Annotated in this window: 13 protein-coding genes; 4 read left to right on the forward strand and 9 right to left on the reverse strand. The window is 59.7% G+C overall.

The features are described from left to right. Window positions 1-166 precede the first annotated feature (166 nt). On the reverse strand, window positions 167-526 hold the full coding sequence (locus HGP12_RS31360) for a hypothetical protein (RefSeq protein ID WP_168843896.1): 360 nt from the start codon (window positions 524-526) through the stop codon (window positions 167-169). Window positions 527-803: 277 nt separating this feature from the next. On the opposite strand from HGP12_RS31360, the gene HGP12_RS31365 reads away from it, so the two are divergent. Next, complete coding sequence (locus tag HGP12_RS31365) at window positions 804-2765, forward strand: elongation factor G (protein WP_168843895.1); 1962 nt, start codon at window positions 804-806, stop codon at window positions 2763-2765. Between the two features lie 124 nt (window positions 2766-2889). Here the strand turns inward: HGP12_RS31365 and HGP12_RS31370 are convergent, their stop codons facing one another. The 3 genes from HGP12_RS31370 to HGP12_RS31380 all read right to left on the reverse strand — a co-directional run bounded on the left by HGP12_RS31370 (window position 2890) and on the right by HGP12_RS31380 (window position 4531). Then, on the reverse strand, window positions 2890-3240 hold the full coding sequence (locus HGP12_RS31370; RefSeq protein WP_168880094.1) for a hypothetical protein: 351 nt from the start codon (window positions 3238-3240) through the stop codon (window positions 2890-2892). Window positions 3241-3304: 64 nt separating this feature from the next. Then, window positions 3305-3538 (reverse strand): hypothetical protein, encoded by a 234-nt coding sequence (locus HGP12_RS31375; RefSeq protein WP_168843894.1) that lies wholly within the window; start codon window positions 3536-3538, stop codon window positions 3305-3307. Window positions 3539-3772: 234 nt separating this feature from the next. Further along, window positions 3773-4531: a TetR/AcrR family transcriptional regulator gene (locus tag HGP12_RS31380; protein ID WP_246703613.1), complete on the reverse strand. Its 759-nt coding sequence runs from the start codon at window positions 4529-4531 to the stop codon at window positions 3773-3775. 90 nt (window positions 4532-4621) lie between these two features. On the opposite strand from HGP12_RS31380, the gene HGP12_RS31385 reads away from it, so the two are divergent. Next, on the forward strand, window positions 4622-5848 hold the full coding sequence (locus HGP12_RS31385; RefSeq protein ID WP_168843893.1) for a multidrug effflux MFS transporter: 1227 nt from the start codon (window positions 4622-4624) through the stop codon (window positions 5846-5848). A gap of 252 nt (window positions 5849-6100) precedes the next feature. Here the strand turns inward: HGP12_RS31385 and HGP12_RS31395 are convergent, their stop codons facing one another. Together HGP12_RS31395 and HGP12_RS31400 are read right to left on the reverse strand one after the other, a co-directional pair. Further along, on the reverse strand, window positions 6101-7066 hold the full coding sequence (locus tag HGP12_RS31395; protein ID WP_168843892.1) for an SDR family NAD(P)-dependent oxidoreductase: 966 nt from the start codon (window positions 7064-7066) through the stop codon (window positions 6101-6103). A 42-nt stretch (window positions 7067-7108) separates the two neighbouring features. Then, window positions 7109-7870 carry an SDR family NAD(P)-dependent oxidoreductase gene (locus HGP12_RS31400; RefSeq protein ID WP_168843891.1) on the reverse strand — a complete coding sequence of 254 codons (762 nt, stop codon included), beginning with the start codon at window positions 7868-7870 and terminating at the stop codon, window positions 7109-7111. A gap of 155 nt (window positions 7871-8025) precedes the next feature. Between HGP12_RS31400 and HGP12_RS31405 the strand changes: the two genes are divergently transcribed. Then, window positions 8026-8625: a TetR/AcrR family transcriptional regulator gene (locus tag HGP12_RS31405; RefSeq protein WP_168843890.1), complete on the forward strand. Its 600-nt coding sequence runs from the start codon at window positions 8026-8028 to the stop codon at window positions 8623-8625. 198 nt (window positions 8626-8823) lie between these two features. On the opposite strand, the gene HGP12_RS31410 is transcribed toward HGP12_RS31405, so the two are convergent. The 3 genes from HGP12_RS31410 to HGP12_RS31420 form a co-directional block, all read right to left on the reverse strand. Continuing rightward, window positions 8824-10125 carry a hypothetical protein gene (locus HGP12_RS31410; protein ID WP_246703614.1) on the reverse strand — a complete coding sequence of 434 codons (1302 nt, stop codon included), beginning with the start codon at window positions 10123-10125 and terminating at the stop codon, window positions 8824-8826. Between the two features lie 18 nt (window positions 10126-10143). Then, window positions 10144-12108, reverse strand: coding sequence for a glycosyltransferase family 2 protein (locus HGP12_RS31415; RefSeq protein ID WP_168843889.1), 1965 nt, complete (start codon window positions 12106-12108; stop codon window positions 10144-10146). 142 nt (window positions 12109-12250) lie between these two features. Continuing rightward, window positions 12251-13525 carry an HlyD family efflux transporter periplasmic adaptor subunit gene (locus HGP12_RS31420; protein WP_246703615.1) on the reverse strand — a complete coding sequence of 425 codons (1275 nt, stop codon included), beginning with the start codon at window positions 13523-13525 and terminating at the stop codon, window positions 12251-12253. Between HGP12_RS31420 and HGP12_RS34570 the strand changes: the two genes are divergently transcribed. Further along, window positions 13524-13658, forward strand: coding sequence for a hypothetical protein (locus HGP12_RS34570; protein ID WP_281408285.1), 135 nt, complete (start codon window positions 13524-13526; stop codon window positions 13656-13658). The two genes, HGP12_RS31420 and HGP12_RS34570, sit on opposite strands and share 2 nt — an antisense overlap. Window positions 13659-13698: the final 40 nt, after the last annotated feature.

A 13698-nucleotide genomic window follows, 5' to 3' on the forward strand; every position in this document is an offset into this window, starting at 1 on the left:
AAAGCCGCGTTCACCGCATCCAGGCGATCGCACAGTGGAAGGCTGCGGCGGGAGCCGTGGCCTGAGATCAATCCTGAAGGCCGAACGTCAAACGTGCTTCCGAATTCAAGTTAAGGTGACATCGCCCAACAGCGGCCACCAGCGATGATTGCCAGAACAGGCAGACCTAGTTGCAGCGCTTGTAGATCTGAACACCGCCCATGTCCCAGCCTTCGGGATGGAATGCCAGGGTGCCATCGGCCGAATTGATTGCGAAGCCGCTGGCATCCGTATCGTCATCGAAATTCAGACCTCCCCGTGCGCCTGGCCCCGAACCGGAATCGTACACGGATTTTTCAGGCTTCGCTGTACCCAACGCAATCGTATGAGCATGGATGACGAGCTTGCTGCCGGGATCGCTGCAGTTTCCTTTCAGCCCCCAGGTGCCCTGATATGCTTTAGGTGTCGACGTTTCCGCTTGTGCAACGGCGATGGTCGAGGCGATTGCCACTGATGCGAGAACCGCTGTTTTGACGAAGCGCAACATTTGTTGCTCCCTTGGTTGACGGATGTGGAGAGCGGCAGGAAAATTGCCCGACCGCACAGGTCCTTACCAGAGCAGAACGAAATGGAGTCATTCGCTCTGCTCTGACTCTTTGTTTTGCCGCATGACCCCGAAAGTCGGCGCGTTCGGGATCATGTGCTAGTAGAGACTAAGGGGTCGAACTTTGACCAATAAGAAATAGCGCCTCTGGCGCCTTGCAGCGGTTCAGGGCATCCTATGGTGGCTGAAAATTGTGTTTATGGCAGTTGGAGGAAGGCCGATGCGCTGCTTTACCGTGCTTGGACCCTCGCAGACCGGAAAATCGACAGTCGTGGAAAAGCTCGGCTCCCTGGAGGGGGCGCCGAGAAAATCCAGCTCCCCTTATGGATTGAACCTCACGGAATTCACCTTCGGGAACGAGGCGTGGTGTGCGCTGGACGCGCCAGGACCCAACGAAGCGTTGGCGCATGCGCAGCACGCGCTTCTTGCCAGCGATGCCTGCATACTGTGCGTTTCATCGGCACCCGAGGAGGCTGTGCTCGCCGCGCCCTATCTGCGGATAGTCGAAGCCTCTGGGACGCCTTGCATCCTCTTCGTCAACCGGATGGACGAACCGAGAGGGCGGCTAAGGGACGTGATCGCCGCGCTTCAAGACTACGCCAACCACACTCTTTTGCTTCGCCAGATCCCGATCCGCGAAGGGGACAGGATCATCGGCAGTTGTGATCTGATTTCGGAACGGGCGTGGCGCTACCGGGAAGGCCAGACTTCGGCGCTGATCGCAATCCCCGAAAGCACCACCGAACGCGAGCACGAGGCGCGCACCCAGTTTCTGGAACATCTGTCCGAATTCGATGACTGGCTTCTCGAGGAACTGATCGAGGACCGCGAGCCACCCAGCGACGCGCTCTACGCCATTTCATCACGGGTTCTCAGGGAAAACAGGATTATCCCGGTCCTGATCGGTGCTGCAAGTCACGGCAACGGCATGAAGAGGCTGATGAAGGCGCTGCGCCACGAGGCGCCGCCGGTAGGGGTTCTGCGGCAGCGTCTCGCTCATGCGGGGACTGTCGATGAAGGCAAGCTGGTGGCCGTGAGCTTCCATGCCTATTATCGCCAGAATGTCGGCAAGACGGTGCTCGTGCGCGCATTTGGTGAGGGACTGCGGCAAGGCGCATCACTGGGCGGCTCCAGCCTCGGCGCCGTACAAAGTCTTGCAAACGGGCGGTCCAATTCGGCGGTTCTGCCTGCGCCGGGCGATGTCTTCGCGACGGTCAAATCCGACCATCTGCGCGTCCCTTCGCTGTTGACACCCGGCGCGGTGGTCGCCCCGCCTGAGTGGACGGAACCACCCACGCCGATGCTTGAAAGGATCCTAATTCCGGGCAGCGAGCGTGACGAAAACAAGCTTTCCGAAACGCTGGCAAAACTTGCCGAGACGGATCGCGGCCTGAAAGTCTTGCAGGAGGAAGGCACGGGCGCTCAACTCGTCCGCGCCCAGGGGCCGGTCCATCTGCGTGATCTCTGCCGAACGCTGTCCGATGTCTTTCACATCTCCGTGACCGACCGAACGCCCAGCCCGATCTACCGCGAGACGATCACGAAACCATCGGAGGTTCATTACCGCCATCGCAAACAAACCGGCGGTGCCGGGCAATTCGCGGATGTGAAGCTGAGCATTCACCCTAACGAGCGCGGTCAGGGCTTCACCTTTGGCGAAACCGTCAAGGGCGGCGCCGTTCCGCGCAATTACATCCCCGCCGTCGAAGCGGGCGCGCGCGAAGCGATGGAGAAAGGACCGCTAGGCTTCGAGGTCATCGATGTCGGCGTAACGCTGTCAGATGGTCAGCACCATACCGTCGACAGTTCGGAACACGCCTTCCGGACTGCGTCGAAAATGGGGGTGCGTCAGGCGCTTTCCGAAGGATCGACCGTCTTGATGCAGCCGGTCTTCCGCAGCGAGATTCACATTCCGTCGGTCTATTCGGGCAGCCTCGTCCAGATCGTCTCCGCACTCAACGGCCAGGTTCTCGGCTTCGACCGGGATGAAACCGCCAAGGGATGGGACATCTTCCGGGCGCTCGTTCCGGGCGGCGCACTTGACGATCTCGCGCGGGCGCTGCGCTCGGCGACGCAGGGCATTGGTTATTTTTCCAAGACCTTCGATCATTTCGAGGAGCTATACGGCAAGGAAGCGGACGCCATCGTGAGGGCTCGCGAGACACCGGGCATCGCACACTGAAACGTTCGCCCCACTTCATGCCCGTTCGCAGAGCCTACTGGCCGCTGGAGCGAGGCGGTTCGGTACGGAGCGGCTGGTCAAAAGCGCAGGGGAGGCGCTATCGCTAACGCCTGACGCACCCCGTTCACCCCGTGTTATCAAGCGCCCTATTCGTGCTGCGGGTTACGTCTTCCCAAGCGTCCAATTCCTGCTGGAAGCTGGTGATCTTCTTGCGGATCAAATCCAGCGCATCGCCACCGATGACGAGGCGCATCGGAGGTTTTTCCGCTTCCACGGTTGTGATGAGTGGACGGCGCCGTTCCCCGGCTTCTTTCTCTACTATCCCTCGCGCCAGCAGATGCGGCCGGTGTTTGGGGCTTTCCTGGATATGCTGCGTAACCCGTCCGGACACCTCTAACCAGGCCGCTGTCCACCGCGTATCGCCTTTCATGGCGTTGAGTGGAGGTGATTTAGGAGCGCCAAAAACCATCTTCAAGAAAAAGATGTTTGAAGCCTTCAGTGCCTGGGAAGCTCGTCGTATGCTGGCCTCGGCAGGAGGTCTAGGTCATCCGCTTCAATAGCGCGAGCAGGATCTCCGTGTTTCCGTTGGCCTCAAGCGAGAGCAGCTGATTGTCCACCAGGTCAGCGATTGCCAATAATATCTCGCGCTCCGACCATCCGGCCTCGATCGCAGCACCGATTAAATCCCGAAACGCCGCCTGAATCGCGTCCTGGCAGCGGATGTGCCTGTCGGGATCGTCTTCGGTCACGAAGGGTCGTGCGATATCGAACATGCTCCGAAAGTGAACTGATTTGCCGCCTTTGGCAATCGAACATCAGCAGCGTCTAAAATGCGGGCGGCGGGCCACATCGTGAATTTCATCCGTATCCACGCAGGTGCATTCATAGCCGCTCATAATCAGGCGACTTTTGCGGCGAGCATTTCATCGATGCAGTCTTCGTGCAGCGCCTCCAGGTGATCGGACCAGCGAATTGTTTCCACGGCTCCCGTGTTCTTCGCAATGCTGTCAGCGCTTCTGAAACGCGCGCAGGAAGGTTTTGGTTGCGTCTCTTGCCATGCGGTCGATCTCCTCGTCTGGAGTTGGACGGCCAGTCTGCAGGTTGATCCTGAGATCTGTTGCGAGCAGCGCCATGTATTGGCGGGCAGCAAGCGCCGGATCGTCAATGTCGAGATAGCCAGCCAAAGCGAGTTGCGCCAGACGGGCTGCGATCGCAGGGTATTTCTTGCCCGGTCCGTATTCCTTCCAGGTCTCGAACAGTTCAGGAAATCTGTCGCCTTCGGTCTCGACGAGCTTGCGCAACCAGCGGCCATTCGGATCGCAGACCGCCTTACGCAGAAGAAGTGCTGAAAATTCGCTCATTTCCCTTTCCAGATCGACGGGCGCCACCGGGAAAGTATCCAGCACCCGGAAGAAGCCGGCACTCGACTTCTCGGTGATCTCTGCAACCACAACCTTGAAGAGGTTATCCTTGTCCCCGAGTTGGTTGTACACCGTCTGGCGTGACACCCCGGCTCTTGCGGCGATGGCATCGATGCTTGCTGCCGCAAACCCGTCGTTGGCAAAGACATCAGCGGCCGCGTTGAGGATTGCCTGACGTTTGCTGGTGGCGGGCGGCCAACTATCTGTCTCGGAAGAAACCGTTGCGGGCGAAGTTTTCATGACACCACCATACAGGACTTGACAAAATGGACAATGCTGTCCAAAATATTTTACATAATTGACGGATGATGCGTTGGAACCATCTCCGTCCTTCCTTAGTCCCATCTATAATCGTCCACTCAATTCCCGTCACATGCTTTTTGTATGAGACCTTTGCTGTGTCCGGGGAATGGTGTGCCGGAAAGGTATGTTTCCATGCAGATCAAGGCTTCCGTTTCATCCCCCCGAGCCGGTGACAGTTCCCGCCATGCCGTTGTTCTCGGCCTCCTTTCAGCCGTCGGTCTCTTTGCCCTCGACATGTATCTACCCGCGTTGCCGACGATCAGCCTGGATCTTCGTGCTGACAGCCATGCTGTTCAGGCAAGCCTGATCTCCTTCTTCGCCGCCATGGCTGTGTCGCAGATCGTCTACGGCCCGCTGTCGGACATGTTTGGGCGCAAGCGGCCATTGTATGTTGGCCTGGTCCTCTACATCCTCGGCGCGATCGGCTGCGCGCTGTCCAGCGATATCGGCTGGCTGGTCGCGTTCCGTTTCATCCAGGGCACCGGTGCCTGTGCCGGCGTGGTGATTGCCCGCGCCATCGTCCGTGACCTGCATACGGGGGCGGCGGCCGCGCAGTTGATGTCGCGGCTTATGCTTGTTTTCAGCATCTCACCCATCCTGGCGCCGCTCGCGGGCAGCATGGTGACGGTGTTCGGGGACTGGCGGCTGATCTTTTGGGTCATGGTACTCGCCGGCGTCGTCGGCCTCGTTGCAGGCCGCTTTTTCCTTGAGGAGACGCGTCCGGTGACGGCTCGTAGCGAAAGCAGTTTCGGCGGGGCACTGAAAAGCTATGGAACGGTTCTCAAGGACCCCTACTATCTCGGACTGGTGCTGATGGCCTCGTTCGGCATGTCCAGCTACATGATCTATGTCGCCAACTCTTCCTTCATACTGATCGGCCATTACAGGCTCTCACCGACCTTCTACAGCGTGGTCTTTTCCGTGAATGCCGTCGGGTTCATCGGCATGTCGCAGTTGAACGGCTGGCTTGCTCGCCGTATCGGCCTGCGCAAGGTCATTCGCGGTGCAGTTGCCGGTTATGCGCTGACGATGGTGACGCTGGCCGTCGTCATGGCGTTTGGCGTTGACCGCCTCGACATCATGGCGGCGTTCCTGTTTGCGGGCTACGCTTTCCTTGGCATGATCGTGCCGAATGCGGCAGTCCTGGCGCTGGAACACCATGGGCGCATCGCCGGCACGGCCTCGGCTATGATGGGGACGCTCCAGTTCATGACATCCGCGCTGGTGGTCGGCATCGGCGGTATGTTTATGGACGGTACGGCGCGACCGATGGTGATCATCATCGCTATCTGTTCGGGTGTTGTGCTCTTCCTCTCACTTGCAGTGCTGAGGAGCCGGCATGTGGTGGCGGCTGAATAGATCCTGCTGCTACCTATTCCAGATGCCGCGCCAGCACATCTTCGATCCATTTCATGAATGCGCGGACGCGGCGCGACAGATTGCTCCGATGTACTACGACGAGGAACACGGGCGGCGCCCGGCGACGAAAATCGGATGAAGGCCAGGAAGCTCGCGGAGCTGTCTTGGCGAAGCGGAGCCACGCGCAGGCTTCAGACCATGCCGGGTGTTGGACCCTTGACCGCGCAGGCGACATCACCCAACACTCCGGCTTCAGGCACCGTCTACGAGCTGCTCACTTTTAGCCCAAAGTTGCTCGGCCTTCTCAACATCCAGCGCATACGACCTCACGCCATCGGCAAACGGGCTAGCGGTATCATTGACAGGCGCGATGGTACAATCTTCCAGATACTTGCCGCCGATTTCATCCTTGTCTGTTACCACCGCGGCCCAGACCGAGGTCGCGGCGGCCTGTGGGATTTCCTTCAATTCGGCCGGCGGGAGGCCCGCTTCAGCGCGAGCATCGCCGACGGTCTTGAACAGTCCCTGCAATTCCTCCGCAGTAAAATGCCGCGGCAGGTCGGTGAGACTATTTCCAGGCATGACAGAGGCTGCGCGGACGCCACGATTCCGGTGACGACGGTCGAATTCGACGGCAAAGAGCGAGTTGGCAGTCTTCGATCGTCCATAGGCGACGAATGGGTGGTAGTCTTGGCCATCGAAGTTGGGATCATCGAGATCGACGTCGGCGACGCGATGCGCCTGAGACGACAACACCACCAGCCGTCCATTGTCGGCAAGCAAGGGCTCGATCAGATGAATGAGGGCGAAATGGCCCAAATGGTTGGTGCCGAACTGGGTTTCGAATCCATCGACCGTCCGGCCGAAGGGCGTTGCCATGACGCCGGCGTTGGCGATGATGGCGTCGAAGTGTCTTCCGTCGGCGAGCAAGCCCTTCGCAGCGGCTCCGACGCTCTTCAACGACGCCAGATCAAGTTCCACCAGTTCAAAGGTGCCGCCTGCTTGCCGGACGGCGTTACGGACGGACTCCGTTGCCATATTCGCTTTAGCGAAGTCCCTGGCAGCGCCGACCACGCTTGCCCCGTGTGACGCCAGTGAGCGGGCGGTCTCCAGCCCAATGCCAGATGATACACCCGTTATGAGAAAGCGCTTTCCCTTGAGATCGATGCCCGCAAGCACCTCGTCAGCGGTTGACTTCGCGCCAAATGTCTTGGTCATTTTAAGTTCCTTAATTGTTGAGAGGGGTCGAGCCGTGACGCGTCAGATGGCAAGCCCGCCTGCGATGTTCAGAGCCTCGCCGTTGATGTAGCCGGCGTGAGGTCCAGCCAGAAAGCAGATGGTCTCAGCCACTTCTTCCAATGTTGCGATGCGCCGGATCGGATGCATGTCGAGGATCGCATCGCGATCCGGAAGCTCGCCCGCCACGTCGGAGGCCATGTCCGTGGGCATGATGCCGGGCTGCACGATGTTCACGGTGATATTGCGCGGACCGAGGTCGCGGGCGATGCCCTTGGCATATCCGGCGAGCGCCCATTTCGTGCCGGCGTAGTCGGCGACACCCGCGAACGGAACATATGATCCAAGGAGCGATCCGATAAAGATGATGCGACCGCCATCGGTCAGCTTGGGCGCGGCCGCTCGCGTATTGGCGATCGTCCCCATCACGTTGACCTGCCACTGACGGTTATACTTGTCTCCATCGAGTTCAGGATCGTCCACTGTCTGACCCTGGATCGCGATGCCGGCATTATTGACGAGGATGTCGAGCCTGCCGAACTCCGCAAGTACTCTGTCGATCAGAGGCTTGGCGGAGGTCAGGTCAGCCTGATCGCTCTTGATCGCGATGGCACGAACACCTTTTTCTTTGAGTTTCTGGACGACAGCGTCGGCCTTTTCCGCTGAGACCGCATAGCTGATCGCGACGTCAGCGCCATGTTCGGCGAGGGCCTCGGCCGTGGCGGCGCCAAGTCCGCGCGAGCCTCCCGTTACGAGGGCCACTTTTCCTTTGAGCATCTTCGACATGAATTTCCCTTTGAATGAAAACCGATCTCTTCGGCCTGAATTGGCAAGTTGGATTTTTCCGTAACGAGCGTTAACGTAACAATCGTTATTGAATGTGGACATGAGTTGTCAACCGGTTTAATAATGGCCGTTATGAAAATTCTTGGAGTATGCTGATGGGACGCCATCGGGAATTTGACGTCGAGAAAGTGCTCGACAGCGCCTTATGTGTGTTCTGGCGCAAAGGTTACGAAGGTGCTTCCTATGCTGACCTGACCGAGGCCGCTGGCGTCGAGCGCCCCGCCTTGTATTCCGCATTTGGCAACAAGGAAGCGTTGTTCCGGAAAGCTCTGGATCGCTATACCGAGCGATATCTGGGGTACATTCCAGAGGCACTTCAGCTTCCCACGTCGCGCAGGGTTGCCGCCCACATCCTGTATAACGCGGCCGATCTCAACACGCGGTTCCCGACCCATACGGGATGCCTCGGTGTCAACGGGGCGGTGGCGGGGTCGGATGAATCCGAAGCTATTCGTCAGGTTTTGATCGATTTTCGCGCTGCCGCCCAGATGCAGATTGGGGAACGTTTCGAGAAAGCGAAGGTCGACGGTGATTTGCCAGAGACGGCGAAACCGCACGCCTTGGCGGCATTTGTGATGGCCGTAACTCACGGGATGGCAGTGCAAGCCAAGGCGGGCTTCAGTCGCGAGATGCTGGAAGCTGTTGCGGAACAGGCACTTGCCACATGGCCCATGGCGACCAACGTCGCGCCCTGATGGCGGCGAGGGCTCGCATATAGTCTACGGTTCTGCCCAATATCGCGGAGATACGTTCTCGTGATGGACGCTCGTCAGGGCAGGCGCTCGAACAATTTGGGCACTTCTCGTCGAGGGCAGCGTCTACCAGATGCCGGCGATCATGATGAAAGTGTAGAGATAGGACGGGTTCCGGTACGACGGCAACACCCGTATTGCTCACCGGTTGGCCCGCTGATCGGCCATGCCGATGAAGGGATTGCGGCCAAGAGCGGCGAGCACGGCCCATGCCGTCGCTGCGATGTGCGGCAGACGAAAGTACCTGAAATCGCCGGCTGCGGAATTGGGTCCGACCTGCAGCCCGGTCGAAAGCTCGTCCTTCACCGTCGCGTAAACGAGGCCGTCCGGTGCCACTTGCGCAGAGATCGTGGCGAGCAGCGGCTCGGCCTCGGCCGCTCGGCCAAAAAGACGAAACACCAGCGCGGCCTGGGCAGTGCCTTCGAGCCAGATGCCGTCGCGATCGTCATTGAAGTCGAAGCCGCCCTCGACACCATGGTGGCGCTCCGTCCATTTCAGAACGCGTCCGGCCCTGGCCGCATAGGCCGGCACGGCAATGAGCGGCCATAGTTCCGCGTCCAGACCCGACATGTTCGTATTCGGCGCATTGCCACCAGGCATGCTGCCGATAAAAAAGCGTCCCTCCTTCTCGTCCCACATGGCGTCCAGAAACCGGCGTGCATGCTCACCGAGATGCTTCCAGTCGCCCTGGGGGTCGAGACGCGCGAGCCAGGCATCGGCGGCATAAACATCGAGATTGTGCTCCGTGGACTTCCAAGTCACGCGATCGGGTGCGGGTTCGTGCCCAAAAAAGCCGCCGAAATAGCCGGGATTATGTGGGTCTGCCGCGGCCGTATGGATCCACTCCATAATTTTGCCGGCAGCGTCGAAATAAGCGGGACGGCCCGTCTGCTCGTAGGCTGCAAGCAGCGCGAGCGCTGCCCAAGCTGCGCTGCCTGACGCAGTGCCCACCTGGTATTCATCTTCCTCCCAAGAATTGGCTGTCGCATTCCAATAGCCGGGCAGCAACATGCCCTCCTTGCCGGGTACAGCAGGGCCAGAGCGGTAGCCATTGCGCAACCGTCCGTCGTGATAATATCGATCCGTGTTCAGCGCGAGCAGGAGCGCGTCGGCAACGCGACCGGCTTCGGCCTTTCGGCCGCAGGCATAGAGCGCTATCGCCGCAAGGGCGTTGTCGTAGGTGAATCCGGTATTTTCAAGTGTGGGATGCAGCCGTGAACCGCCATTCGCCGGCTCGAAGCTTCGGAAGATGAAGGGTTGCGCCGGATCGCCGCTCATATGAGAGATCAGCCCATCGCAGAGCCTTGAGGCGAGCTGTGCTTCGCGCCCTCCGCTTTCTGCCGCAGCGCGGCCGGCCAAGAAAGCGATCGTCACGACTACGGCCACGAAGGTCCCGAACAGATCGACCATGGCCTTCTTTGGGACGCTGCGCAAAAGATGCATTTCAGCCCCTTCTGTTCATCAGGACAAAGCACGCGATATGAGCATCCGCATCGATTTGCCAAGATCGCCCTTTTCGGCCACGTTGCCGGGCGCGGTTCTAAACAGCAGCCGCAAGATCGCATCATGTTGCTCCGACGTCGGGAATAGTGCAAACGGTGTGGCAGATGGCGTGGCACCGGCGCCTGCCGAAACCCAGCCCACTTCGGGGATGAACAAGGCCTCGTCCTGAGAACCCACGGGGGTCAATCGCGCAATGGCGACGCCTTCCGTGGACAGGGCTGTTATCGTCACATCGGCAACCGTGCCGCCTGCCTTGTGTTTTGCATCGAGACTGATCTCGATGGGTTCTTCCCGGCCAAGGCGTGGCAATTCGATGCAGCAAAGCAGGCTGGTGAAAGCGATCACCATCGCAACTGCGGACCAGACCAGGTTGAGGCACTCGCGCCCCGAAAATTCGACGGGCGCATCCCAGCCGTAAACCACCCGGATGACGGAGAGCCCCGACATCGCCGCGACGAAGCCGAAGAACAGCGCTGTCGGCCGGTGGACCCGGATCGCCGACCTGTCGCCGCCCTTTTCCGTCACCTTGAAGGGGCGGCCGAACGGCTTGCGGATCGCCTGGAGAAGGGTAATCGTGATCGGCACGGCCGTCAGCGCGTGGGTGACCTCGGTGAAGAGCGGCAGCGTGCGCCTTTCCGAGATCCACGTCGAATAGGCCCAGAACAGGAAAAGCGAGCTGAGGCCATATTTCATGAAGAGCAGCTCATCGGCCTGCAGCGCGGGTATGCCGGTCAGCCAATAGATGGAGGGCGCCAGCAGGAGGCAGAGAATGAACGGCTTGGACAGCCAGCAAAACAGGCCGTGCAAGTAGTGAAGCCGCTGGGTGAGCGTGAAATTGCCGCGCCAGAGCGGTCCATCGCGCAAGAGGCCGATCTGGATGGTGCCGAGACACCAGCGGGTCCTTTGCGTGATGTATTCGGGAATGCCTTCGGCTGATAGCCCGACGCTCAGCTTCTCATTGAGCCAGCGGGTCACATAACCTCGCTCCATCAAGCGATAGGTCAGCAGCATGTCTTCCGACAGCGCTTCATGAGGAAAGCCGCCGATTTCATTGACCGCCGCACGACGGACGACGAAGCTGGTTCCGACGCAGAATGCGCATCCGGCCGCGTCCTTTGCCGGTTGGAATGTGTCGAAAAAGACCCTTTGGTCATCGACGAAAGAGTGGCGGATGCCAAGATTGTGCTGAATGGGATCGCTGTTGAAGTAAAATTGCGGTGTCTGGACAACAGCGACTTTGTCATCCTCAAAGAGGCCGACGACGCGATTGAGGAAATTCGCCTGAGGAGCGAAATCGGCGTCCAGAACCATGATGAAATCGGAGACGTCGGCAAGCATGTTCGTGTGACGCAGCGCGTTGTCGAGGTTGCCGGCCTTGGCGTGTTTGTTATCCGGGCGGGTCAGGTAGTTGACGCCGACGCGTTCACAATACTGGCTAACCTCCGGCCGGCGCGTGTCGTCGCAGACAAAGACCCGAAGCCGGCGATAGTCCATCGCCTTAGCGGCGATGACGGATTTTTCCAGGATATTCAGCGGCTCATTGTACGTGCAAATGAACACATCGACGGTAGGGGGATTTGCTGCCGCCGTCAGCTCCAGCTCGCTGCGATCGGCCTGCTCAGCCCAATCCGTCCTGCGCAGCAAAATCAGCACCGAGCCCATGGCATAAAGGACTGACACGGCTTCGAAGAAGAAATAGATGTAGTTCCAGATCGTCTCCGCCGAAAGCTCGAAGGGCGGCAGCGTGTCGAGCGCGCGCCATGAAATGTAGAGGCCGAGCGACAAAAGCATGAGCAGGCTGAAGGCGGCCCGCTCGAACATCCGCTTCGGATCGCCGAGCTTCGCGAACAAGAGCGCGCAGATCGCGATGAGAAGGTCGAAGGTCAGCACACTGAAGATGTCGTCGTTGGAACTGAAGAACATGATCCCTTCCTTCGCTACTTTGACGAGATGATCAGCCTTCGCGTCTTTTCGACAGCGCATGGCGGCTCATTGGGCAAGACCGGGACGGCTACGACCCGCCAATTGGTAAGCTAATGCTTCCCATTGCGCGCGATTGCCCGCATCAGCTTTTCGCCGGAATGCCCATCCTCACGTTCAGCAGATCGGCGGCGTGTGCACCGGTTCGGGACGGCTGGACAGCCGGCATCTTTTCGGGGGCCGAGATGTCCCGAGGGCCTTTCATGTCGCGACCGGTACCTTTCGCCAGGCCGAGCCGCACGGCGGATCGCCGCACAAGGCCGTTCAGCTCCGTTTCGGGGGCAGGCCACTGCGCTGCCGATGCCTGAGCGATGCCGATAAGGGATATCGATGCCTCGCGCACATATTCCTGCGTCTTCTGCAGCCATTCCTGGGGTATGGTCACATCGACCCATGTTCCGACGGAACAGAATTGGCTTTGGCGAAACACGTCCTGACCCGGTTCGGTCAACCGGATGTAGGCATATAGTTCGCGGCGCTCCGTCGGCGGGAACGGCACGGCATAATCCAGGTCGACCCTGTCCGTCGTGCGGGGAACCAGCCGCATGACTGTCCCGTCCGCCACGCGCGCCCAGCCGTCGGCGCTGACTTGAACCTTCGAACCGACGGAAAGCGCCTGGGCTTGCCGTTCAGAGAAAATCGCCACCACGAAAGTATCACGGCAGTCGAGCATCTCGGCCAGCGTGTCGCCGGCAGTGACCTCACGCCCCGATGCGGCTATCGGCTTGTAGAGCTGGCTCGTCTGCGGGATGCGGAGATCGGCGCGGGCCAACCTCTGAACCCGTTCGCCCTCCGTCGCCACCAGTGAGCCTAACTCGGCCTCCTTCGAGCGCATCGTGGCGATCTGCATCTTGATCTGCAGCAAATCGGCCTTGCGAGTGCGGATCTCCTGCTGAAGGTTCTGCAGCGACTGCTGGTCGGAACCCACATAGATGCCTTGGCGCGCGAAATCGGCTTCCGACACAAGCTTGGCGACCGAGAGCCCGGCCGCTTCGAGCTTTGCATCTTCCAGGCGGACGGTGTCGGCAACCTCGTCCTGGGTGCCTGCGGCTATTCCCCGAGCCATAAGTCTGAGCTTGCGCGCCGCTTCCGCCTTTGCGATGCGGGACGAATAGGTCACCATCTCCAAAGCGGCCTCCGCCGCCTTGAGATCGGCATTCGTTCGGGCCAGCAGCGCTTCTTGCTGGCCCGCCAGGTCGTTTTCGAAATCCTTGATGCGCTGTGCATAGTCCGCGACGATGCCGTTCTTCTGCGCCAGCTCGTCGTGCAGTGCCACGAGCTGGACCTTCAGGCCGATCAAGGTGGAATTGTCGACCCGATCATTTTCCACGGTGATCTGGTCAGCGGAGCCAAGCGACATGACTTTGCCGCTGATCGGCGTCGTCAACGGCACAAGTGGCGCGTTTATGACAGCGCGGCTCGATGTCAAGGTGAAGAAGGGCGGAAATGCAGACGAGACAAATACTGTTCCGATGACGCCAAGTACAGCATAGGATGCCAACTTAACAGAAGCGCCATTGTTTCGACTGTCTT

The organism is Rhizobium sp. P28RR-XV (assembly GCF_012641385.1).
Taxonomy (GTDB): domain Bacteria; phylum Pseudomonadota; class Alphaproteobacteria; order Rhizobiales; family Rhizobiaceae; genus Rhizobium.

Bases quoted from the DNA above. Each gene is read 5' to 3' on its own strand.
- HGP12_RS31360 (WP_168843896.1), bottom strand. From the start codon at position 526: ATGTTGCGCTTCGTCAAAACAGCGGTTCTCGCATCAGTGGCAATCGCC.
- HGP12_RS31365 (WP_168843895.1), top strand. From the start codon at position 804: ATGCGCTGCTTTACCGTGCTTGGACCCTCGCAGACCGGAAAATCGACA.
- HGP12_RS31375 (WP_168843894.1), bottom strand. From the start codon at position 3,538: ATGTTCGATATCGCACGACCCTTCGTGACCGAAGACGATCCCGACAGG.
- HGP12_RS31380 (WP_246703613.1), bottom strand. From the start codon at position 4,531: ATGGGACTAAGGAAGGACGGAGATGGTTCCAACGCATCATCCGTCAAT.
- HGP12_RS31385 (WP_168843893.1), top strand. From the start codon at position 4,622: ATGCAGATCAAGGCTTCCGTTTCATCCCCCCGAGCCGGTGACAGTTCC.
- HGP12_RS31395 (WP_168843892.1), bottom strand. From the start codon at position 7,066: ATGACCAAGACATTTGGCGCGAAGTCAACCGCTGACGAGGTGCTTGCG.
- HGP12_RS31400 (WP_168843891.1), bottom strand. From the start codon at position 7,870: ATGTCGAAGATGCTCAAAGGAAAAGTGGCCCTCGTAACGGGAGGCTCG.
- HGP12_RS31405 (WP_168843890.1), top strand. From the start codon at position 8,026: ATGGGACGCCATCGGGAATTTGACGTCGAGAAAGTGCTCGACAGCGCC.
- HGP12_RS31410 (WP_246703614.1), bottom strand. From the start codon at position 10,125: ATGCATCTTTTGCGCAGCGTCCCAAAGAAGGCCATGGTCGATCTGTTC.
- HGP12_RS31415 (WP_168843889.1), bottom strand. From the start codon at position 12,108: ATGTTCTTCAGTTCCAACGACGACATCTTCAGTGTGCTGACCTTCGAC.
- HGP12_RS34570 (WP_281408285.1), top strand. From the start codon at position 13,524: ATGACTTTGCCGCTGATCGGCGTCGTCAACGGCACAAGTGGCGCGTTT.
- HGP12_RS31420 (WP_246703615.1), bottom strand. From the start codon at position 13,525: ATGTCGCTTGGCTCCGCTGACCAGATCACCGTGGAAAATGATCGGGTC.